Annotated in this window: 23 protein-coding genes; 1 reads left to right on the top strand and 22 read right to left on the bottom strand. The window is 43.9% G+C overall.

Annotated features, from left to right (window positions below; all coding sequences use genetic code 11):
- Positions 1–158: 158 nt before the first annotated feature.
- The 15 genes from dprA to NX903_RS07985 form a co-directional block, all read right to left on the bottom strand.
- A complete protein-coding gene (gene dprA, locus NX903_RS08055; protein WP_086343834.1) occupies positions 159–1,052 on the bottom strand; it encodes a DNA-processing protein DprA in 894 nt (297 codons plus the stop codon).
- Positions 1,053–1,112: 60 nt separating this feature from the next.
- Positions 1,113–2,015, bottom strand: a complete 903-nt coding sequence (gene sucD, locus NX903_RS08050) for a succinate--CoA ligase subunit alpha (RefSeq protein WP_024572248.1) — start codon at positions 2,013–2,015, stop codon at positions 1,113–1,115.
- Between the two features lie 28 nt (positions 2,016–2,043).
- Complete coding sequence (sucC, locus tag NX903_RS08045; protein WP_003244732.1) at positions 2,044–3,201, bottom strand: ADP-forming succinate--CoA ligase subunit beta; 1,158 nt, start codon at positions 3,199–3,201, stop codon at positions 2,044–2,046.
- 172 nt (positions 3,202–3,373) lie between these two features.
- Entirely contained in the window at positions 3,374–3,655 is a 282-nt protein-coding gene (locus NX903_RS08040; protein WP_003232001.1) for a FlhB-like flagellar biosynthesis protein, read from the bottom strand.
- Positions 3,652–5,382, bottom strand: coding sequence for a hypothetical protein (locus tag NX903_RS08035; RefSeq protein WP_086343833.1), 1,731 nt, complete (start codon positions 5,380–5,382; stop codon positions 3,652–3,654). The genes NX903_RS08040 and NX903_RS08035 overlap by 4 nt, the downstream gene beginning before the upstream one ends.
- A 30-nt stretch (positions 5,383–5,412) precedes the next feature.
- Positions 5,413–6,180 (bottom strand): ribonuclease HII, encoded by a 768-nt coding sequence (gene rnhB, locus NX903_RS08030; protein ID WP_003245658.1) that lies wholly within the window; start codon positions 6,178–6,180, stop codon positions 5,413–5,415.
- Between the two features lie 70 nt (positions 6,181–6,250).
- Entirely contained in the window at positions 6,251–7,099 is an 849-nt protein-coding gene (gene ylqF / locus NX903_RS08025) for a ribosome biogenesis GTPase YlqF (protein ID WP_046381020.1), read from the bottom strand.
- 142 nt (positions 7,100–7,241) lie between these two features.
- Complete coding sequence (gene rplS, locus NX903_RS08020) at positions 7,242–7,589, bottom strand: 50S ribosomal protein L19 (protein ID WP_003220825.1); 348 nt, start codon at positions 7,587–7,589, stop codon at positions 7,242–7,244.
- Between the two features lie 139 nt (positions 7,590–7,728).
- A complete protein-coding gene (trmD, locus tag NX903_RS08015; protein ID WP_014663952.1) occupies positions 7,729–8,460 on the bottom strand; it encodes a tRNA (guanosine(37)-N1)-methyltransferase TrmD in 732 nt (243 codons plus the stop codon).
- Complete coding sequence (gene rimM / locus NX903_RS08010) at positions 8,457–8,981, bottom strand: ribosome maturation factor RimM (RefSeq protein WP_024572420.1); 525 nt, start codon at positions 8,979–8,981, stop codon at positions 8,457–8,459. Before rimM ends, trmD begins: the two co-directional genes overlap by 4 nt.
- Positions 8,982–8,985: 4 nt before the next feature.
- Positions 8,986–9,372, bottom strand: coding sequence for a YlqD family protein (locus NX903_RS08005; RefSeq protein WP_015383649.1), 387 nt, complete (start codon positions 9,370–9,372; stop codon positions 8,986–8,988).
- 121 nt (positions 9,373–9,493) lie between these two features.
- Positions 9,494–9,739: a KH domain-containing protein gene (locus NX903_RS08000; protein WP_014476792.1), complete on the bottom strand. Its 246-nt coding sequence runs from the start codon at positions 9,737–9,739 to the stop codon at positions 9,494–9,496.
- Positions 9,739–10,011 carry a 30S ribosomal protein S16 gene (rpsP, locus tag NX903_RS07995; protein ID WP_003220815.1) on the bottom strand — a complete coding sequence of 91 codons (273 nt, stop codon included), beginning with the start codon at positions 10,009–10,011 and terminating at the stop codon, positions 9,739–9,741. Before rpsP ends, NX903_RS08000 begins: the two co-directional genes overlap by 1 nt.
- A gap of 105 nt (positions 10,012–10,116) precedes the next feature.
- Entirely contained in the window at positions 10,117–11,457 is a 1,341-nt protein-coding gene (ffh, locus tag NX903_RS07990) for a signal recognition particle protein (RefSeq protein WP_014479771.1), read from the bottom strand.
- A 13-nt stretch (positions 11,458–11,470) separates the two neighbouring features.
- A complete protein-coding gene (locus NX903_RS07985; RefSeq protein WP_003238590.1) occupies positions 11,471–11,803 on the bottom strand; it encodes a putative DNA-binding protein in 333 nt (110 codons plus the stop codon).
- A 177-nt stretch (positions 11,804–11,980) separates the two neighbouring features.
- Here NX903_RS07985 and NX903_RS07980 point away from each other — a divergent pair, with 177 nt between their 5' ends.
- The gene (locus tag NX903_RS07980; protein ID WP_003245834.1) at positions 11,981–12,466 is read left to right on the top strand and encodes an Ig-like domain-containing protein; all 486 of its coding nucleotides are present in this window, start codon (positions 11,981–11,983) and stop codon (positions 12,464–12,466) included.
- A gap of 35 nt (positions 12,467–12,501) precedes the next feature.
- On the opposite strand, the gene ftsY is transcribed toward NX903_RS07980, so the two are convergent.
- The 7 genes from ftsY to plsX form a co-directional block, all read right to left on the bottom strand.
- On the bottom strand, positions 12,502–13,491 hold the full coding sequence (gene ftsY / locus NX903_RS07975; protein WP_003232026.1) for a signal recognition particle-docking protein FtsY: 990 nt from the start codon (positions 13,489–13,491) through the stop codon (positions 12,502–12,504).
- A 19-nt stretch (positions 13,492–13,510) separates the two neighbouring features.
- Positions 13,511–17,071 (bottom strand): chromosome segregation protein SMC, encoded by a 3,561-nt coding sequence (gene smc / locus NX903_RS07970; RefSeq protein ID WP_086343832.1) that lies wholly within the window; start codon positions 17,069–17,071, stop codon positions 13,511–13,513.
- A gap of 100 nt (positions 17,072–17,171) precedes the next feature.
- The gene (gene rncS / locus NX903_RS07965; protein ID WP_003232030.1) at positions 17,172–17,921 is read right to left on the bottom strand and encodes a ribonuclease III; all 750 of its coding nucleotides are present in this window, start codon (positions 17,919–17,921) and stop codon (positions 17,172–17,174) included.
- Positions 17,922–18,060: 139 nt separating this feature from the next.
- On the bottom strand, positions 18,061–18,294 hold the full coding sequence (gene acpP / locus NX903_RS07960) for an acyl carrier protein (protein WP_003154310.1): 234 nt from the start codon (positions 18,292–18,294) through the stop codon (positions 18,061–18,063).
- Between the two features lie 83 nt (positions 18,295–18,377).
- A complete protein-coding gene (gene fabG, locus NX903_RS07955) occupies positions 18,378–19,118 on the bottom strand; it encodes a 3-oxoacyl-[acyl-carrier-protein] reductase (protein ID WP_042975760.1) in 741 nt (246 codons plus the stop codon).
- On the bottom strand, positions 19,111–20,064 hold the full coding sequence (gene fabD, locus NX903_RS07950) for an ACP S-malonyltransferase (RefSeq protein WP_064671373.1): 954 nt from the start codon (positions 20,062–20,064) through the stop codon (positions 19,111–19,113). Before fabD ends, fabG begins: the two co-directional genes overlap by 8 nt.
- A gap of 18 nt (positions 20,065–20,082) precedes the next feature.
- A complete protein-coding gene (plsX, locus tag NX903_RS07945; protein WP_003232041.1) occupies positions 20,083–21,084 on the bottom strand; it encodes a phosphate acyltransferase PlsX in 1,002 nt (333 codons plus the stop codon).
- Positions 21,085–21,096: the final 12 nt, after the last annotated feature.

Raw genomic sequence — 21,096 nt, 5'->3', positions numbered from 1 at the left:
CTTTTCAAGATATTTCAATTTTATTTTTGCAGCTGTCTTTATTTGGCTTTCAACATTTCATTCTTTATCATGAACGTCATTAATTAAATAGAAAACAATATGCAACTTTAAATCCTCACTATTATTAAATATTACAATACCGTTTGTCAAACGATAATTCAAAAGGGTTCCGTATATTGAACGTTTCTCTCAGGAAGTTCCTCGAAAATATCCTCTGCTGACCATATGGCTTTAGCCCCCTGCTGGATCAGTTTTATAGGACCTCCGGCGTAAGGGTCAAATAATGAACCGGGTACGGCAAATACCTCTCTCCCTTGTTCCAATGCTTGATAGGCAGTAATCAGTGAACCGCTTTTTTCTTTGCCCTGAACGACAATAACGCCTTCACTTAGTCCGCTGATAATACGGTTTCTCATAGGGAAATGCCATTTTTGGGGTTTAGTTTCAGGTGGGTGCTCTGACAGCAGGATATGGTGTTTAGCCATGTGATCTGCTAACTGAAGGTTTTCTCGGGGATAAATGTGCTGAAATCCGCCTGCAATGACGCCAATTGTCCGCCCCTTCGCCTTAATACTTGCAGCATGGGACATTCCGTCTATCCCAGACGCCAGTCCGCTGACAATCACCCAACCTTTACGACAGATCACTTTTGTAAGATGATTGACAACTTGTTTCCCATAAGCTGTTGGATTTCTTGTCCCTACAATTCCAATTTTTCTCCCTTTCGAAAGAAGAGTCATATCACCTTTTGCAAACAGTACGGCGGGGGGATCATAAATGCTTTTAAGCCAGAAAGGATATTGCTTTGAAGAAATAGGGATGGTGTTAATGCCTTGCTCACGATAAGCAGCAAGTACACGCTGGAGCTTTGGATAAAGTTGTTCTATTTCGTTTTTTAATGCAGCTGCTTTTATTTGATCACGAGTAACCGTTTGTAACACGGGTGATGTCAGCGACATAGACGGATCGGCTTTCCACCATTTTAATAGAAGGGATGGGGATAATAATTGATTGATTCTGCAAATCGTTAGGCAGGCAGCGGCCTGATCCAATAGATTGACCTCCTTTTGTTAGAAAAAGCAGGAACAGCCTTGACGGCTGTCCCTTTTTTATTAATGCGTTTTACAAGTTTCGAACAAGTTCTTCTCTTTCAGCACCTTAATTAAGGTTTCACCCATGACAGAAGGTGTCTCTGCAACTTCGATTCCGCATGCATTGAGGGTTTTGATTTTTTCATCAGCTGTCCCTTTTCCGCCGGAAATAATGGCGCCTGCATGCCCCATGCGCTTCCCAGGAGGTGCTGTTTTACCGCCGATAAAACCGACTACCGGTTTTGTCATGTTGGCTTTTACCCACTCTGCCGCTTCCTCTTCGGCAGTACCGCCGATTTCGCCAATCATGATGACTGCGTGTGTGTCAGGATCTTCGTTAAACGCTTTTAAAACGTCAATAAAGTTTGTTCCATTTACAGGGTCGCCGCCGATTCCAACAGCTGTAGATTGCCCTACACCCGCTTCTGAGAGCTGGTGCACTGCTTCGTATGTTAATGTTCCTGAACGTGATACAACGCCTACATGACCCTTTTTATGGATGTATCCGGGCATAATGCCGATTTTACATTCTTCAGGCGTAATGACACCAGGACAGTTCGGCCCTATCAGTCTCGTTTTCTTACCTTCCATGAAGCGTTTGACCTTCACCATATCCAAAACCGGGATATGTTCTGTGATACAAATCACGAGATCAAGCTCCGCATCTACCGCTTCCATAATCGCATCAGCTGCAAACGGTGCGGGCACATATATAACAGACGCGTTAGCGCCGGTCGTTTGAACTGCTTCAGCCACTGTATTAAATACAGGAACACCTTCCACTTCTGTTCCGCCTTTTCCAGGTGTTACACCGCCAACGATATTTGTGCCGTATTCGAGCATCTGCTTCGTATGAAATAAAGCGGTAGAACCTGTAATCCCTTGCACAATAACTCTTGTATCTTTATTAATGAAAACACTCATTATTTGGTCCCCTGCCTTTCATTCTTTCTTAAACTAAGGATACGATTTTCTGCGCGCCGTCAGCCATTGATTCCGCAGATGTAATGTTTAATCCTGATTCACTAAGGATTTTCTTCCCTAGATCTACGTTTGTGCCTTCAAGACGGACGACAAGCGGCAATGTCAAACCAACTTGTCTAGTCGCTTCAACAACCCCTTCTGCGATGACATCACATTTCATAATGCCGCCGAAAATGTTGACAAAAATCCCTTTAACGTTTTGATCAGAAAGAATGATTTTAAATGCTTCCGTGACTTTTTCCGCGGTTGCACCGCCGCCCACATCAAGGAAGTTGGCCGGTTCTCCTCCATAATGCTTGATAATATCCATCGTGGACATTGCAAGCCCCGCGCCGTTTACCATACAGCCGATATTTCCATCAAGGGAAATGTAGCTTAGATCATATTTGGACGCTTCAATTTCTTTCGGATCTTCTTCATCCAAATCTCTGTATTCCATAATGTCCTTTTGTCGGTACAACGCATTGCTGTCAAAATTCAATTTTGCATCAAGCGCCATCACATTTCCGTCGCCGGTAACAACAAGCGGATTGATTTCGGCGATTGAGCAGTCTTTCTCAACAAACGCTTTATATAGTCCAAGCATAAATTTAGCAGCTTTTCCCACGAGCTCTTTTGGAATATTAATAGCGAATGCAATTTCTCTGGCTTGATAGCCTTGAAGGCCGACAGCCGGATCAATGACAGCTTTTTTGATTTTTTCCGGTGTTTTCTCCGCAACTTCTTCAATTTCCGTTCCGCCTTCTTCAGAAGCCATCAAAACGATTCTTGAAGTGGCGCGGTCAAGCACTAGACCGATGTAATATTCTTTTTTAATATCGCAGCCTTCTTCAATAAGTAAGCGTTTTATTACTTGGCCGTCCGGACCCGTCTGATGTGTAACTAGGGTCTTCCCTAATAGTTCTTCGGCATACGCTTTTACTTCGTCTAATGATTTTGCTATTTTTACCCCACCAGCTTTGCCTCGACCGCCAGCATGAATTTGAGCCTTTACGACATAAACCGAGCTGGATAAGCTCTTTGCACTCTCAACTGCTTCTTCTGCTGTAAAAGCCACTTTACCTTCAGGAACAGATACCCCATATTTTCTGAGGACTTCTTTTCCCTGGTACTCATGGATATTCATTTCCCATCCTCCTAACTTATGTAACAAAACTAAAATAGACTGCGCTTTCATTCTATAATATTACTGGAAGAATTGTCTACAGTTCGATGCAAAATCTTTTAATCCTTCTAAACATTCAAACTTTTACTTTATTAAAAACATAAATTTCAAAGGAGGATGGGGAATATTTTAGCTATTTTTTGTTTTTTACGCTTTCGTCCAATTTGTAAATGAATGAAAAAATCTCGGCTACCGTTTCATAAAGAGCTTCAGGAATTTGATCATCTACCGTCAAATGGCGCATTAATTCGACAAGAGTCCGATCTTCTTGAATCGGGACCCCTGCTTTTTTTGCTTCTTTGATAATGTTGTCAGCTACATGGCCCTTTCCTGTGGCAATCACTCTCGGCGCCTTGTCTTTTTGTTCGTCATAATGGAGAGCAACAGCTTTTCTGATCGGTGTCTGCTCTTTCATATTTTCACATCCACTTCCTGATCACTGATACTTGTTATATATTGATCGATTGAAGCCTTTTCTTCGGTGTGAACCCTTTTTTTAGCGTTTACCCCTGAAAGGCTGTACCCCATTTCCTTTAGCCCCTGTTTAAGCGCGGGCACCATCGGATCGATCGCAGCCTGCAGCTCGAAATCAGTCTCTATTGTAATGGTCATGACTTTTTGCTGTACCAAGCAATCAACGACGGTTTCTTTTAGTGTATCAAGCTGCAGCAAAAACAAAAGGCGGCAATGGGAAGTATCAAGCTTTCCATCCGCTCCTTTCTTTCCTTTAAACAGAACAGTCATGTCCTGAACCCCTGACTTCGAAAACATCGGAAATGACATTACAATTTGGCTGTATGACGGATGGTCATGCTGCATGAAAAGCTGGCCATTTAATTTATGAAAAAGCTGATCGGCTTCTTGTTTGACTGGTTCGGCTACCTCATGCGATGCTCTTAAGGCAGAAAGAGCCAGCTTGATGGATTGCATTTCGCCAGATGTGACTGCGCTTCCTTGTTCAAACGCTTTAATGAACGCAACCTCGTCCCTTGCGCCGATTGCCGTTTTCACTTTGGATAAGAAAGAAAGAACATCTGCCTTATCCGCCAAATGGGGTGCTGTCTGCTGAACAGCCTTTAAAAAGACTTCGGCTTCCTGGTCTGTGACTTGTGCTGCCTGTAAAACAGCTGAAGCTGCAAGTGACTTACTATCACCCGATGAAGCAGCCGCTTTAATCCAATTTGCTGCTTCTTTCACAATTTGGAGACTGTTTTTTTCAGCAGATTCCGTCAGCTTCATCAGCAGCTGGCGGGCTTCTTTAATTGGAATGTCTGCTGCTGTTTTAACAGACTCTTCTTGTATGCTTCTCTGTTCTGCTGTGTGATTTGCAACCGGCAAGCTTGCTTTTCCGGGGGAGCCAACTGGTGTGCTAAGCTCCCTGCTTCCAGCTGTATTCGCCGGAGAAGGTGCTTTCGTATTGTCGGTTAAAGAAATAAGCTTATCAATCAGCCGTTCTGCATGGACATCGATTTCACTATTTAAAAGCACCGTAACTGCTTCCTTTAGCTTTGACATCATTTGGCTCTGCTGAGGGTTTTGGTCGATTGCCTGAAGCAGCTGGGATACGTGCTGATGCAACGGAACAGGCGATTTCACAGCGTGAACACCATTCAAAATCTCGGAGTGAATGGGAAGATCACGCTTTAAAGCGAAGAGAACCGTTTCAACTGCTTTTTTTGTGTCTTGCGAAGGCAGCGTGTCCATCCAGCGGACGGCTGTTTTGATATCATTTTCTGTTACGGGTGTTTTGCTCTTCAGCATCGCTCCTGTCATCATGAGAGCTGCGTTTGACGTCTTCACTGATATGGCATTTAAAAGCTTGCCAGCTGCATCCTGAATGGTTTTAGGATTTTGGTCAAAGCTTTGAACGACCTGAAGACGGCCTGTTTGTTCTGCCGTTTTTTTTTCGTAGGAAAACCAATAGTATGCCTGAGGACGAAGCTGGGCTTCAAGTTTTCCCTGAACAGTTTGATTGCCGACTTGGATCAGGGCATGCTGATCTCCTAGTAAGCGAAGCACTTTTCCTAAGAGGAGACGCTTCTCCCCGTTTAGCGCTTCGTTTACTTTTGATGTTTCCTGCGGGACGGCTGTACGCCCAAAAAGGTGCTGCAGCGCCTTTTGCACATCATTTCGTATGTTCATTTTAAAAAGGTGCCTCCTTGTCCATGTGATTTATCTGAAAGATTGAACAGGAGCGAAAGTTTTGCGGTGCAATTCAGTTGGGCCGTATGCAGCGAGAGCTTCCAAATGTTCTTTTGTCCCATAGCCTTTATTTTTTTCAAAGCCGTACATGGGGTACGTTTCGGCATAAGCGCTCATCATTCGGTCCCTCGTCACTTTTGCGATACACGCACCTGCCGCAATAGACACGCTTTTGGCATCGCCTTTTATAATTGACGCCTGAGCCGTATCAAGCGGAAGTGTCATTGCGTCAACAAGCAAATAATCAGGTGTATCCGACAAATCCTGTATCGCTTTCACCATTGCCATTTTTGAAGCTTCATATATATTGATCTCATCAATCACAGTAGCTTCTACAATTCCTATCCCGACCGCCAGTGCTTCCTTCATAATAAGCTCGTAATATTCCTCGCGTTTTTTCTCTGAAAGCTTTTTGGAGTCTGTCAGCCCAAGTATTTCACATTCCTCTGGAAGGATGACTGCGCTGGCGACAACTGGTCCTGCCAATGGCCCCCGGCCGACCTCGTCAACACCTGCAATCAAGCGAAATCCTTTGTTTCTTGCCAGCCTTTCATAGGAAGTCATATTCACCCATTGTTCTTTCAGCGCTTTTTCTTTCGCTTGCTTTTTAAGCCATTGCTCTACAAGCGTTTGAACGCTTTTTCTCGGGTCGTTTTCGCATTGGGCAATAAATGGGTCTTGTGCATCCTTCACTTCCTGCAAACGGTCTTTAATGTCCTTTACGGTTAATGTATTCACTTTCTCTTCTCCCTTACTGTATGTATCGGTTCAGCCAAGAAGAAATAAAGACCCGCATTTCTGCGCGCCTTTACATCGTCGGCTGTTCAAATGACAACCTGCCGAACTTTTCAGTGCGAATATCTCGAATGATGACTTCAGTCGTCTTATCGTAGTTAATGAGCCCACCGCTCATGAGACAGCCCCGCTTTTCACCTATTGCATCAAACAGCTCGGCAATGTCCTCTGGGATCTCCTCAAGGCCATAACGCTCTTTAAGCCGTTCTGGGTAATGTTCTTCGAGAAAACGAAGACCAAACACGGCCACGTCCTGCAAATTGATAATCGAGTCTTTAATAGCCCCAGTGACTGCAAGTCTCAAACCGACAAGCTCATCCTCAAATTTAGGCCACAAAATCCCCGGTGTATCTAATAGCTCTAATTCTTTCCCAACTTTGACCCACTGTTGAGAAGTCGTAATGCCAGGTCTGTCTCCCGTTTTTGCTATGTTTTTCTTTGCAAGCCGGTTGATGAGCGTTGATTTTCCGACGTTTGGAATGCCGATAATCAAAGCGCGAATCGCTCTCGGTTTCACACCTTTCGCACGCATCCGGTCAAATTTTTCTTGGAGGATCTCTTTTGATGCAGGCACAATTTGATTTAACCCTTGTCCATTTACAGAATTAATAGACAGAGAGCGGATCCCCTGCTTCTCAAAGTGCTCTTTCCACCGCTGTGTAACTGCCGCATCTGCTTTGTCAGCCTTGTTTAACAGCATAATTCGCGGCTTGTTTTTTAGAATATCTTCAATCATTGGGTTTCTTGATGACATTGGAATTCTGGCATCTACCAATTCATATACGATATCGATTAATTTTAATTTTTCGGTTACTTCCCTTCTTGCTTTTGCCATATGGCCCGGGAACCATTGAATTGTCATGTGACACGAACACCGCCTTTATCTTCAGTATGCATGATTCATTGTTGTCCTTTATGTATTTTACGATGCCTGTCCGGCATTTTCAAATTCTGTATAAAAAAAGAGCTTGTTACAGGTAACAAGCTCTTTTCGTTCGTTATCATTATCGTCTGATCTCTTTAATACGAGCCGCTTTTCCGCGAAGTTCACGCAGGTAGTAAAGTTTAGCACGGCGTACTTTACCGTAACGTACAACTTCGATTTTCGCGATTTTTGGTGTGTGTACTGGGAAAGTACGTTCAACGCCAACACCGTAAGAAATCTTACGAACTGTGAACGTTTCGCTGATTCCACCACCACGACGCTTAATCACAACACCTTCAAAGATCTGGATACGCTCACGGTTACCCTCAACAACTTTAACGTGTACACGTAAAGTGTCACCAGGACGGAACGCAGGAAGATCAGTACGAAGCTGTTCTTTTGTGATATCTTCAATTAGTTTTTGCATCGTTTTCAACTCCTTCCAACAGATGCTCTTGGCCACAAAAACCGGCACAGCGGAACATCGTTTTCAAGCTTGCAGCGGATAAGCCCGCTTAAGCCACAAGTAGTATCTTATCACAATTTCATAGCCTATGCAATAAAATCTATTCTTTTTCCCATTCAGAAATCCACTTTCTTTGCTGCTCTGTAAGCGGGTAGTCTTTCAACAGATCCGGACGTCTTAGGTAGGTCCTTCTGATCGATTCTTTATTCCGCCATTCTTCAATTTTTGCATGGTTTCCTGACAAGAGTGTTTCAGGCACTTTTAAACCTTTGTAATCTGCCGGTCTTGTATAATGCGGGTGCTCTAAGAGTCCGGTGCTGAATGAATCCTCAATATGGGAAGCCTCTTTACCAAGTACACCCGGAAGCAGTCTGACCACACTGTCTGCGATCATCATTGCAGGGAGCTCACCGCCCGTCAGAACAAAGTCGCCAATTGATATTTCATCCGTTACCAAGTGCTCGCGAATGCGTTCATCATAGCCTTCATAATGGCCGCAAATGAACAGCAAATGCTCTTCCTTTGCTAATTGTTCAGCTTTTTTTTGGGTAAAACGCTCACCTTGCGGGCATACGAGGATAATACGCGGAGCAGCGGCTGCCTTTGATGTCAGGTCCTCGACCGCGTCAAAAACAGGCTGGGGCTTGAGAACCATGCCTGCCCCGCCGCCATAAGGATAATCATCAACAGTATTGTGCTTGTTATCAGAGTACTCCCGGAAATTTACGACTTGAAACTGCACCGCATTTTTTTCCTGGGCTTTTTGAAGAATCGATGAGCCGAGCACGCCTTCAAACATTTCGGGAAACAGCGTCAAAAAGTCGATTTTCATTCGTCTATTAACCCTTCCATGAGTTCAATCTCAATTTTCTTTTCCTTGACATCGATATGTTTGACCACTGATTCAATGTAAGGAATGAGTGCGTCTTTTTTTCCTTTTCTTCCGATGACCCAAACGTCATTGGCTCCAGGCGTCAAAATTTCTTTGACCTTTCCGATGAGTTCGCCTTCTTCAGTAAATACTTCACACCCAATAATTTCGTGGAAATAAAATTCACCCTCATTCAGCTCTCCTAATTCTTCTTCAGGAACTTTAATGATTGCGTTTTTCAGCTCTTCTACTTCATTTAGGTTTTGTCTTTCTTTAAACTGCAGGAGATGAAATTGCTTATGCAGTCTATGTGTGTTTACCGTTACCTCCACTGGTTCGTTACGGCCGTCCATAAACAAATACAGCGTGTTTCCCGGCTTGTATCGTTCTTCGGCAAAATCTGTTTTTGAAATCACCCGCACTTCGCCTTTGATTCCGTGGGTATTTACGATTTTGCCTACATTAAACCATCGCTTTGTCATATGATCACCTCTGGCGAATTTCAATTACTTTTCCGTCTTTTATGACGATGGTGTTCGCTGCTGTTTTCTCATGCCAGTCATCCCCGGCTTCAATCGTCAGCAGCGCATCGACTTCCTTTTCTTTCAACTCACTGCCAAGCGGCAATGTATGTACTTGAGCAATTTGAAAATCAATGATTTTTATATCATCTTTTCGCTTTCCTATTGCCTTTTTAAATTGTTCAATCATATCAGGGTTTTGCTGTTCTTTCTCATGTTTTCTAAGCTGAAAATAGAGCTGGCTGCATTCTCGTTCAAGCATTTGTTTCTTTTCGGCAAAAGAAGCTAAAAGCTTTTCTTTACTGCGCTCGGTTAAGACTTGCATAACGGCTACACGGTGAATAATTTGCATCGCACCAAGCTCCCCGCTTTTAAAACTTTTTCTCGCCCAGGCTTTTCTATTTTGCCTAAGCTTCTATCAGTTTACCCTTTTTTTGCGTGTAAAAAAAGGGGAGGTGCCGGCCCTCTCCCTTTTAGTCAAATATTTCAAATTGAACTTTCTTAGAAGACTGTGCGCCAGCTGCAAATACAGCTGTTCGAATCGCTTTTGCAGTCCGGCCTTGCTTTCCGATAACTTTACCGGTATCTGACTTATGGACAGATAAGCGCAGCGCAATCTTTTGATCGGTTTCTTCTCTTATGACGCGAATGTCATCTGGATGATCAACAAGCGGCGTCACAATGTGGACAATCAAATCTTCCAAGTGTTGATCAGTCATTACTTGCCTTGTTTAGCGTTGTGGAATTTTTCCATGATTCCTTGGCTAGAGAACAAGTTGCGAACTGTATCAGATGGTTTCGCTCCAGTTTGAAGCCATTTAAGAGCAAGCTCTTCGTCAATTTTTACTTCCGCTGGTTTTGCAACCGGGTTGTAAGTTCCGACTGTTTCGATGAAACGGCCGTCACGTGGTGAACGAGAATCTGCTACAACAATACGATAGAAAGGAGATTTTTTTGCTCCCATACGTTTTAAACGAATTTTTACTGCCATTTTACTAGCACCTCCGAAAATATTTCAACAAGATAGTATATTAACAATGATAAAAGTGTTTGTAAAGTGTTTTTTCTTAACAACGGTTTTATCATGTATAACCGATTACATAAAAGGTAGCTTAAACCCTTTTTTCTTGCCTTTTGACATGTTTGTCATCTGCTTCATCATTTTTTTCATTTCATCAAACTGCTTAAGCAAACGGTTGACTTCCTGTACGGATGTCCCGCTTCCTTTTGCAATCCGCTTCCGCCGGCTGGCATTGATAATATCCGGCTGTTCTTTTTCAAGAACAGTCATTGATTTGATGATTGCTTCCACATGATTCAGCTGTTTTTCATCAACTTGGATGTTTTTCAGACCTTTCATTTTACCTGCACCCGGCATCATTTGCAGAAGCTCATCAAGCGGCCCCATGTTTCTGACTTGCCCGAGCTGCTCCAGAAAATCGTCCAATGTGAAGCTCATCGTTCTCATTTTTTGTTCCAGCTCTTTGGCTTTGTCTTCATCAACGCTGGCCTGTGCTTTTTCAATCAATGTCAGCACGTCGCCCATGCCGAGAATCCTTGATGCCATGCGTTCAGGATGGAACGGCTCTAACGCATCAAGCTTTTCGCCCAAACCTGCGAACTTAATTGGCGTGTTTGTGACAGCGCGAATAGAAAGCGCAGCTCCGCCGCGTGTGTCTCCATCCAGCTTAGTTAACACAACACCGGTTAAACCGAGCTGTTCATTAAAGCTTTTGGCAACATTCACAGCGTCCTGACCGGTCATTGAATCGACAACCAGGAAAATTTCTTCCGGATTCGCGATTTCTTTGACGTTGGTCAGTTCATCCATCAGTTCATGGTCGATATGCAAGCGCCCTGCCGTATCCAAAATGACATAGTCATAATGTTCTTCCTTGGCTTTCTCAATAGCCTGTTTAGCTATTTCTACAGGACTGACCTGATCGCCAAGAGAGAAAACAGGCATATCAAGCTGTTTGCCGAGTGTTTCCAGCTGCTTAATTGCGGCTGGGCGGTAAATATCGGCAGCAACCAGCATCGGTTTGCGATTATGCTTTTTGCGCAGCAGATTCGCAAGCTTACCGCTTGTTGTCGTTTTACCGGCACCTTGGAGACCGACCATCATAATAACAGTCGGCGGCCTTTTTGCGACGGCGATTTTGCTCTCTTCGCCGCCCATCAGCTCAGTCAGTTCCTCTTGAACAACTTTAATGACCTGCTGGCCGGGCGTCAGACTTTTCATGACGTCTTGGCCTACAGCGCGTTCACTTACTTTTTTGACAAAATCTTTGACTACTTTAAAGTTAACGTCAGCCTCAAGCAGCGCAAGGCGAACCTCACGCATCATATCTTTTACATCTTGTTCGCTGACTTTCCCTTTTCCGCGGATTTTAGAAATCGTCTGCTGCAGTCGGTCGGCTAATCCTTCAAATGCCATAGTTTGCCGCCTCCTAATCTAATTTCTCAAGCGCTTCAATCAGAGCTGTAATTTCTTCCTCTTCTTTTGAACCGGAAGCAAGCTCCTTCAGCTTATTAAACATCTCTTTACGCTCCTGAAACTTTTTCAAAAGGAGCAGCTTTTCTTCATATTGTTCAAGCATTGCTTCTGTTCGTTTGATGTTATCATAAACAGCTTGTCTTGAAACCTCATATTCTTCGGCTATTTCGCCTAGGGAGAAATCGTCCAAATAATAAAGCGACATATAGCTCTTCTGTTTTGACGTCAACAACGACTGATAAAAATCAAACAGATAATTCATTCTCGTTGTCTTTTCGAGTGACATTTGAGCTCTCCCCTTTGTTAAGTCAAATCCCTTTACGATAACTTAGTTTACACGGTTTTATTGACACTGTCAAGTTTTTATCTTGTCAAAGCGGTGATTAACTTTTTCCAAAATACGCTAAATATCATCCAATTTATTCCGATATTGTATATGAACCCTATTTAAAGGAGGATTTTTATGAAAAAAATCGGTTTATTGTTTATGTTATGTCTGGCAGCCCTGTTTACAATAGGTTTTCCGGCACAGCAAGCAGACGCTGCTGAGGCACCTTATAAGGCTTCGATCACAAATATCAGCACAGATGGAGGGGTTTACGGTAAAATCAATTACGGACAAGGTCAATATTGGCGAGTCAAGTACAATATTACAGTAAGCGGCAAATTACTCGACCAAAACGGACAGCCAGTGCCAAACGCGCCCGTAAGATTTGAAGCGGACACGAAGGTCGGAAACACAACACAAACTGCTTCAGGAACCACTGATGCAAACGGAACATTTGAGGTTCCAATGTATTTGGGGCCAGCTGCTGGTTACTATACGTATTACACATCTGTTTCCGTTCATTACTATGACATCATCCCATTCAGAGTTTTTTCTGGTGAATCAAGACTGGTATCCACTGATAACAGCCTTTATCATTTCGCCTATCAAGTAAGAAGATAAAAAAGAAAAGGCCCCAAGATGTTGGGGCCTTTTTCTTAATCGTCGGCTTTTTCCACTAAATCTGAAAAGAGTCCGTACACATAGGATTCTGGATCAAATTCCTGAAGATCATCAACTTTTTCTCCTAAACCGACTAGTTTAACCGGGATGTGAAGCTCGTTGCGAATCGCAAGGACGATACCGCCTTTTGCCGTACCGTCAAGCTTCGTTAAAGCAATGCCGGTAACATTTGTTGCTTTAGAGAACTCTTTTGCCTGAGCCATTGCATTTTGGCCGGTCGTGGCATCAAGGGCAAGCAGCACCTCATGCGGAGCTTCAGGAACTTCTCTTTCGATAACACGTTTCACTTTTTCAAGCTCTTTCATGAGATTTACTTTGTTTTGGAGACGACCTGCCGTATCACAAATTAATACATCGGCATTTCTTGCTTTCGCAGCATGAACAGCATCGTAGATGACAGCCGCCGGATCGCTTCCGGCCGTCTGCTTAATGACAGGCACTCCTGTACGCTCTCCCCACACTTCCAGCTGTTCAATGGCCCCCGCTCTAAAAGTGTCTCCGGCGGCAAGTACGACAGATTTTCCTTCTTGTTTCATTTTATGAGCAAGCTTTCCGATCGTTGTTGTTTTCCCGACGCCGTTTACACCTACCAGAAGGATTACGTTTAAACGCCCATCCTGGATGTTCAGTTCTGAAATTTGCTCATCTCCACTGTTATAAATCTCGACCAGTTTCTCAGAAATCACTGACTGGACTTCCTTTGGATCTTGAATATTTCTGCGTTTGACTTCTTTTTTCAGCTCATCTATTAATTCCATAACGGTTGTAAAACCGACATCAGCGCTGATAAGAACCTCTTCAAGCTCTTCGAAGAAATCCTCATCCACTTTACGGTAACGGGATACAAGATCATTCACTTTGTTTTGAAAGGAGTTTCTTGTTTTTTCAAGGCCGTCCTTAAACTTTTCAGATACGGAATCTGTCTGTTTTGTGATTTTCTCTTTTAATTTTTTAAAAAAGCTCATCTTTTAACCTCTTTCCTCGTTACTGAACGAATTCTTTTGTTTCTTCCAGCTTAACTGAGATTACCTTGGAAACACCGGATTCCTGCATGGTTACGCCATAAAGCACATCCGCTTCCTCCATCGTTCCTTTTCTGTGGGTAATCACAATAAACTGGGTATCACTGCTGTATTTTTTTAAATACTGCGCAAACCGGAACACATTCGCTTCGTCGAGCGCAGCCTCTACTTCGTCAAGGACGCAAAACGGCACAGGACGAACCTTTAGGATTGAGAATAAGAGCGCTATAGCAGTAAGCGCACGCTCTCCGCCTGACAGGAGGTTTAAGTTTTGCAGCTTTTTCCCCGGCGGCTGAGCGATAATCTCGACTCCTGAATGAAGCAGATCGTTAGGATCAGTGAGCCTCAGTTCAGCTCGCCCTCCTCCGAATAAGGAGCGGAAAACTTGATCAAAGTGTGAGCGGATTTGGACGAATGTGTCGTTAAAGCGTTTCGTCATTTCTTCATCCATTTCTTCAATCACTTGGAACAAGGTATTTTTCGCTTCTGTTAAATCTTCTTTTTGTTCCGACAGAAACTTGTACCGTTCGTTGACCCTCTCAAACTCATCTATGCTTCCGAGGTTCACGGTACCCAGCTCTTCAATTGCGAGTTTAATCAGCTTCACGCGCTTTCTGGCTTCCTCTGGATCAGTTTCAAGCTGATATTTCTCTTTTGCCCCCTCAAAGGACAAGCTGTATTCCTCCCGTAAGTATTGGAGTAAATTATCAAGCTCGACTTCCATTCGTCCAAGTTTGACTTCTTCGTCTTTTAAGAGCGTTGTTTTTTGTTTATACAGGCGTTTCATTTCTTTCAGCTCACGCTCATACGTATCAAGCCCATGCTGAAGCTTGATGCGCTGATCGCGCCTTAATGCAATCAGTTCGATCGTTTTCGTTTTGTCATTCAATTTATGTTTTGCTGCTTCTTCCAGCTTTTCTTCGCCGCTGGTGCTAGATGACATCTCTGACGTTAAGAAGCTTAAGTCTTCTTTTGCTTCTTTTAACGCAAGCTCTGTTTCAGTGAGCTCTTTCTTTAATCTGGCAAGGTTGTCCTCTTCCCCCTTGCAAGCCTGCTCTTTTTTGGCCGCTGCGATCTTCAGCTCAGTCAGCTCGTTGGAGAGAGACTCTTTCGTTGAGGATTGCGTTTGTTTTTGTTTTGTCAGTCTGTCTATGTCCTCTTCAAGCTGTTTCATCTTTTCAGATACGGCAGAGAGCTCTTCTTCAAGCTTGCGTTTGCGCACTTTTCTCTCTTCATCGCTTTCTGACAGAGCAGATTTTTCTTGGTCATAGAGCTCTAAATGGGTATTGATATTTTTCTCGGCAACTTGAAGTTCGTACAGCTGGCCTTTCACATCCTGCTGCTTTAACCTTAAGCCTTCCCCGGTTTCTCTTAAGTCAGCCAGTTTTTTCTCCATATCCTGAATGGAGTGCTTAAGAGTTTTGACCTCTTGTTCAAGCAGTGCCGTTTTCTCTTCCATTTCAGCGAGCCGTTTCGTCACATCTTCTAGCTCCCGGCTTCTTCCAAGGAGGGAGTTATTTTTCTTTTTAACCGCGCCGCCCGTCATTGAACCACCGGGGTTCACAACATCTCCCTCAAGGGTTACGATGCGGTACCGGTGCCCGAGAAGCTTCGCAAGCTCGTTTGCACCCTTTAAGTCCTCTGTGATCAGAACGGTTCCAAGAAGATTCTGGATGACGCTTCGATACGCAGGATCAAATGTGACAAGTTCACTGGCAACCCCGAGAAATGATGAATGCCGGGCGGCTGTTTCCGCGTCACGGCTTTGAAGCTGGCGGTCTCTAATAACAGAAAGAGGCAGAAACGTCGCCCGGCCGAAGGAATTCTGCTTTAAATATTGAATCGCTTTGCGGGCAGACTGTTCATCGTCGGTCACGACGTGTTGAGCAGAAGCGCCGAGCGCTATTTCAATGGCCGTTTCATACTTCTGTTCTGTAGAAATCAGCTCAAGAACCGCTCCGCGAATTCCGCCAAGGCGCTCTTTCGCTTTCAGCACTTCTTTAACACCTTGATAAAAGCCGGAGAAATCTCCCTGCATCGTCTCAAGCATGTCCTTTTTTGCTCTCGCTTGCTGAACGTATTGGTATGCCTGATACAGAGCGGATTCATTTTTTTCGTATTGGCGCTTTTTCTGCTCATATTTTGTCTGCATATCACGATATGCACCGACTTGACTGTGAATCTCCTGCTCAATTCGGGCAAATTCCGTTTCACATGCGGCTTTACGCGCAGAAATATCACGCCGTTCCTGCAGGTGCTTTTCATTGTTGTCCGCGAGTCTCTGCAATGTGACAGCGGATTGGGACATCTGGTCATCAAGAAGCTGGAGTTCGTTGCGTATCGAAGCCTGGCTGTTTAACAGCTCAAAATAATCACTTTTCAGCTGCTCGATTTTCTCTTCGACATTTTCATTGTGAAGACTGAGAGCCTGCTGTTTTTCTTTTACTTGCGCCCTTAACTGCTTCACCTCAGCCTGAAGCGTTTCGAAGACAGCTTCCTGCTTCGAAAGCTCTTCTTTCAGAACCGTTTCTTTTTGCTGGAACTGAACGATGGCTTCTTCAAGCTGTTCTTGGTTTTGCACAGCGTTTTTCTTTCGTTCTTTCAGGACTTCTTTACGGCCTTCAAGCTTTTCCAGCTCTTCACTAGTTACCAGTAAAACTTGCTGGAGCTCATCTACTGACTCATCAAGCGCTTGTATTTTGTCCCTTGTATCCTCAATCTTTGCTTCTTTCGCAGAAATAGCAGACGATTCAGCAAGCTCTTCTTCTTTTGCCATCTGCACTTTCTCTTTAAGAGTCGACCATTTACCATGCAGCTCTTCGATATCATAGGCAGTCAGCGCAATTTCAACATGCTCCAGCTCTTTCTTTTTCTCAAGGTAGTCTTTCGCTATTGAAGCTTGAATTTTAAGAGGTTCAACCTGTCCTTCAAGCTCATGTAATATATCTTCTACCCGATTTAGATTGTCCTGTGTCTCAAACAGTTTATTTTCTGCTTTTTTCTTTCTCGTTTTATATTTAAGCACCCCGGCCGCTTCTTCAAAGATACTGCGGCGATCCTCCGCTTTGCTGCTCAGGATCTCTTCCACTTTCCCTTGGCTGATAATAGAAAATGCTTCTTTACCAAGGCCAGAGTCCATAAATAAATCAATAATATCCTTCAACCGGCACGGCTGATTGTTAATCAGAAACTCACTCTCACCTGATCTGTACACACGTCTTGTGACACTCACCTCGTGGAAGTCAATTGGCAAGAAATGATCATCATTATCAAGAGTAAGCGTAACTTCAGCTAGATTTAATCGCTTTCTTGAATCACTCCCGGCAAAAATGATGTCTTCCATTTTTCCGCCGCGAAGAGAGCGTGCCGATTGTTCGCCGAGAACCCAGCGAATGGCATCCGTGATGTTGCTTTTTCCGCTTCCGTTCGGCCCGACAACTGCTGTCACGCCTTTAACGAAGTCTACGGAAATCCGTTCTGCAAATGATTTAAATCCTATAACGTCTAAACGTTTGAGGAACATAGCGATCCTCCTTATGTAATAAGTATTTCAATTCTATCATAAACATTGGTGAAATAAGACGGCATACATACTGAAATCCCCCTGAGTCATAAGGGGGATTTTATTGTTTCGTATGGTGTTTTTGCAATTTAGCTAAAGCTTCCTGAGCAGCGTGCTGTTCGGCTTCTTTCTTTGAACGGCCGTTTCCGACTCCGAGTGGTTCACCTTTTAGAGATACGATGGCTTCAAATTCACGGTTGTGCGCAGGTCCTTTTTCGTTGGAGATTTTGTACTCCAGAGAGCCTTTGCCGTCCCGCTGCACGTATTCCTGCAGCTGGCTTTTGAAATCCATCACATGAGAAAAAGCACCATCGTTAATTTTAGGGAACACATAAACTTTTAAGAAACTTTCGACCGGCTCTAATCCTTGGTCAAGATACAAGGCTCCGATAAATGCCTCAAAAACATCCGCCAATAGAGCAGGACGCTTTCTTCCGCCTGTCATTTCCTCGCCTTTACCCAACAGGACAAGATCGCCGAATGACAGCTCGTGAGCCAATGAAACGAGAGACGGTTCGCAAACAATTGCGGCTCTCAATTTCGTCAAATCTCCTTCACTCATAGCCGGGTATTTGGCAAATAAGAATCTGGAGATCGTCAGTTCCAAAACAGCGTCACCTAAAAATTCAAGCCTTTCATTATCTTCATACGGCTTTTTCCGATGCTCATTCACATAAGATGAATGTGTAAATGCTTGATACAAAAGCTTTTCATTTTGAAAGTGAACCGAAATCCGTTCTTGAAACTCTTTAAATTGTTCTACTTTTTTATAGAACTTTTTTTTATCTTTATAATGTGAGTGTTTTGACATAGTAACCTCCATAGGCACATCAGGTTCACCGCGCTTCTCTGACTAAACCGGATACAGCGCGCGTAAAAGCGGCATGCTGTAATAACTGCACGAATAAAGGGCTAAAGCCCCGCGTTTCGGCGGGACTTTTAGCATCAGCTTATTGCTGGTTTTGTATGTAGTTCACAGCGTCGCCGACTGTTGCAATCTTTTCAGCATCTTCGTCAGAAATCTCCATATCAAACTCGTCTTCAAGTTCCATAACAAGCTCAACTACATCTAGGGAATCAGCACCTAAGTCTTCCTTGAAAGAAGCTTCAAGTTTGACGTCTGCTTCATCAACGCCAAGGCGATCTACGATGATTTTCGTTACACGCTCTAATGTGTCTGCCATAGCAATTCACCTCCCCTCAAGTATTATAGTGGATTCGTTTTTAAAAAACTAGAGAAACTATGATGAAATTTTCGAGAAAAAACTTACATCACCATTCCGCCGTCAATATGAAGCGTTTGGCCTGTCATATAACGAGCTCCCTCTGAAGCTAGGAACGTGACAACACTGCTGACATCGCTAGGATCACCAAAGCGCGCGAGCGGAATTTGTTTCAGCATTTCGTCTTGAACGTCTTTTGCAAGTTTATCTGTCATATCAGTTGAGATAAATCCTGGCGCTATTGCGTTTACCGTAATATTTCGGCTGGCGAGCTCTTTAGCAGAAGACTTGGTTAAACCGATGACGCCGGCTTTTGCAGCCACGTAGTTGGCCTGTCCAGGGTTTCCGCTGACGCCGACGATAGACGATACGTTAATAATGCGGCCTGAACGCTGTTTCATCATTTGTCTTGTAACAGCTTTTGTGCAGTTGAAAACACCCTTCAGGTTAATGTTAATGACGTCATCCCATTCGTCTTCTTTCATTCTCATGATGAGATTGTCTCTTGTAATTCCCGCATTATTAACCAGAATGTCAATCGTAGAAAAAACAGACAATGTTTCTTTTATCATGTTTTGTACATCTTCGGGATTTGATACATCCGCTTTTACAGCAATTGCTTTTCTGCCCATTGATTTGATTTCATCTACCACTTCATTTGCTTTCGCTTCATTGCCGGAGTAGTTCACGACAACATTTGCTCCGCTTTTTGCCAGATCAAGGGCGATTGAGCGGCCGATTCCGCGGGATGCGCCAGTGACAATAGCCGTTTTATCATTAAGCATTATCATTCTCCTCCTTAAGCGTTTGAATTGCCAGCTCGATCGTTTCCGGATCTGATACAGCAATTGTTTTTAACCGTCTATTTACTTTTTTCACAAGGCCTGAAAGCACTTTTCCGGGACCGATTTCAATAAAAGTCGTAACACCCTCTGCGATCAGCTTGTTAATGCTTTCCTCAAAACGAACCGGAGAGTAAAGCTGCTCAATAAGTTTTTCTTTGATATCTGCTTTTTCAGTCATCACGTCAGCAGAAACATTTGAGATGACCGGAATGTCAGCGTCTTTTATGTCACAGGCGTCCAATACCTCTTTCAGCTTTTCAGCAGCCGGTTTCATCAGTTCAGAATGGAACGGACCGCTTACTTCAAGCGGAATTGCGCGTTTTGCGCCGTTCTCTTTTGCCAGTTCAGATGCAAGCTCAACCCCTTTAGCTGTTCCGGAAATGACGATTTGGCCAGGACAGTTGAGATTCGCAAGCTGTACAAGGTTGCCTTCCTCTGTGACTTTATCGGTTACTTGCTTTAATGCTTCAGCATCCATGCCGAGAATCGCAGCCATTGCTCCTTCGCCAGCCGGTACCGCTTCATTCATAAACTCTCCGCGTTTTCTGACGGTATAAACAGCATCTTTGAAAGACAGAGCGCCAGCCGCAACCAGTGCAGAATATTCACCAAGGCTGTGTCCTGCTGTGAAATCAGGTGTAATGCCAGATTCTTTAAATTTCTCAAGAACAGCGATGCTTGTCGTAAGCAAAGCAGGCTGCGCATTGTATGTAAGTGTTAATTCTTCAGCATCCCCCTCAAAAATAAGCGAGCTGAGTTTTGTTTCCAACGTTTCATCGGCTTCATCAAACAGACGCTTTGCAGCAGGCACCTGCTCATAAAGCTCTTTTCCCATGCCGATAAATTGTGATCCCTGACCAGGGAATAAAAATGCAATCTTACTCATGATGTAAAAACCTCCAGACTACTCATCTGTTTTTTCTTCTTTCACTTCTTCCTGAATGAGCGCAGCCACATTTTGGCTGACCATCTCTCTTGCTTGCCGAATCGCATGGAATACAGCATTTGAATCTGAAGAGCCGTGCGCCTTGATCACAGGCGCTTTTAAGCCAAAAAGACTTGCTCCGCCATAATTCGAATACTCCATTTTCATTTTCATTTCTTTCAATTTTGGCTTCAGCACAGCTGCTGCAAGCTTGGATGTCAAAGTAGACGTCATTACGTCTCTCATCATTTTAAAAATAGACAACGCAGAGCCTTCCAGCGTTTTGAGTGTAACATTCCCGGTAAAGCCGTCTGTTACTACAACGTCCGCCACATCATCTAAAAGGTCTCGCGCTTCCACGTTTCCGATAAAATTGATGTTTGCTGTTTCTTTTAAAATTTGAAACGTCTGCTTCGTCAGTTCGTTTCCTTTTTTATCTTCTGTTCCGACATTTAAAAGTCCGACTCTCGGTGAAGTGACACCGCGCACTTGCTGAGAATAAACAGAACCCATGATGGCATATTGAACGAGGTGCTCCGGTTTGGCATCAACATTGGCGCCGACATCAAGGAGAAGAAATCCGTCTCCCGAAACAGTCGGAAGTGTCGGGGCAAGCGCCGGACGGTCAATTCCTTTAATTCTCCCGACAATAAAGAGACCGGCTGTCATTAATGCACCGGTATTTCCCGCTGAAATGCAGGCGTCAGCTCTGTTTTCCGCAACCTCCTGCGCCATAAGAACCATAGATGAGTTCTTTTTTCTTCGCACGGCACGGACCGGTTCATCCGTAGGCTCAATCACTTCATCTGCGTGCAGCACCGTGATGCGATCTGATGTAGTTGTTAAATGTGATTCTATCGTTGTTTTGTCACCGACAAGTGTGATATGGAGATCATCAAATGCCTCTATACCTTTTATAACTCCGTCAATAACAGCTTTGGGAGCGTGGTCTCCTCCCATTGCATCTACAGCTATTCTCATGCATGCTCCACC

Origin of the sequence: Bacillus sp. FSL R5-0576, assembly GCF_038004765.1 — a bacterium.
GTDB lineage: Bacteria > Bacillota > Bacilli > Bacillales > Bacillaceae > Bacillus > Bacillus subtilis.
The sequence above is the reverse complement of the archived record's forward strand: the minus strand, read 5'-3'. Positions and strand labels throughout refer to the sequence as shown.

What these genes read in the sequence shown, in the direction of transcription:
- sucD (WP_024572248.1), bottom strand. Translation starts at nt 2,015, where the DNA reads ATGAGTGTTTTCATTAATAAAGATACAAGAGTTATTGTGCAAGGGATT.
- sucC (WP_003244732.1), bottom strand. Translation starts at nt 3,201, where the DNA reads ATGAATATCCATGAGTACCAGGGAAAAGAAGTCCTCAGAAAATATGGG.
- NX903_RS08040 (WP_003232001.1), bottom strand. Translation starts at nt 3,655, where the DNA reads ATGAAAGAGCAGACACCGATCAGAAAAGCTGTTGCTCTCCATTATGAC.
- NX903_RS08035 (WP_086343833.1), bottom strand. Translation starts at nt 5,382, where the DNA reads ATGAACATACGAAATGATGTGCAAAAGGCGCTGCAGCACCTTTTTGGG.
- ylqF (WP_046381020.1), bottom strand. Translation starts at nt 7,099, where the DNA reads ATGACAATTCAATGGTTCCCGGGCCATATGGCAAAAGCAAGAAGGGAA.
- rplS (WP_003220825.1), bottom strand. Translation starts at nt 7,589, where the DNA reads ATGCAAAAACTAATTGAAGATATCACAAAAGAACAGCTTCGTACTGAT.
- trmD (WP_014663952.1), bottom strand. Translation starts at nt 8,460, where the DNA reads ATGAAAATCGACTTTTTGACGCTGTTTCCCGAAATGTTTGAAGGCGTG.
- rimM (WP_024572420.1), bottom strand. Translation starts at nt 8,981, where the DNA reads ATGACAAAGCGATGGTTTAATGTAGGCAAAATCGTAAATACCCACGGA.
- NX903_RS08005 (WP_015383649.1), bottom strand. Translation starts at nt 9,372, where the DNA reads ATGCAAATTATTCACCGTGTAGCCGTTATGCAAGTCTTAACCGAGCGC.
- NX903_RS08000 (WP_014476792.1), bottom strand. Translation starts at nt 9,739, where the DNA reads ATGACTGATCAACACTTGGAAGATTTGATTGTCCACATTGTGACGCCG.
- rpsP (WP_003220815.1), bottom strand. Translation starts at nt 10,011, where the DNA reads ATGGCAGTAAAAATTCGTTTAAAACGTATGGGAGCAAAAAAATCTCCT.
- ffh (WP_014479771.1), bottom strand. Translation starts at nt 11,457, where the DNA reads ATGGCATTTGAAGGATTAGCCGACCGACTGCAGCAGACGATTTCTAAA.
- NX903_RS07985 (WP_003238590.1), bottom strand. Translation starts at nt 11,803, where the DNA reads ATGTCACTCGAAAAGACAACGAGAATGAATTATCTGTTTGATTTTTAT.
- NX903_RS07980 (WP_003245834.1), top strand. Translation starts at nt 11,981, where the DNA reads ATGAAAAAAATCGGTTTATTGTTTATGTTATGTCTGGCAGCCCTGTTT.
- ftsY (WP_003232026.1), bottom strand. Translation starts at nt 13,491, where the DNA reads ATGAGCTTTTTTAAAAAATTAAAAGAGAAAATCACAAAACAGACAGAT.
- smc (WP_086343832.1), bottom strand. Translation starts at nt 17,071, where the DNA reads ATGTTCCTCAAACGTTTAGACGTTATAGGATTTAAATCATTTGCAGAA.
- rncS (WP_003232030.1), bottom strand. Translation starts at nt 17,921, where the DNA reads ATGTCAAAACACTCACATTATAAAGATAAAAAAAAGTTCTATAAAAAA.
- acpP (WP_003154310.1), bottom strand. Translation starts at nt 18,294, where the DNA reads ATGGCAGACACATTAGAGCGTGTAACGAAAATCATCGTAGATCGCCTT.
- fabG (WP_042975760.1), bottom strand. Translation starts at nt 19,118, where the DNA reads ATGCTTAATGATAAAACGGCTATTGTCACTGGCGCATCCCGCGGAATC.
- fabD (WP_064671373.1), bottom strand. Translation starts at nt 20,064, where the DNA reads ATGAGTAAGATTGCATTTTTATTCCCTGGTCAGGGATCACAATTTATC.
- plsX (WP_003232041.1), bottom strand. Translation starts at nt 21,084, where the DNA reads ATGAGAATAGCTGTAGATGCAATGGGAGGAGACCACGCTCCCAAAGCT.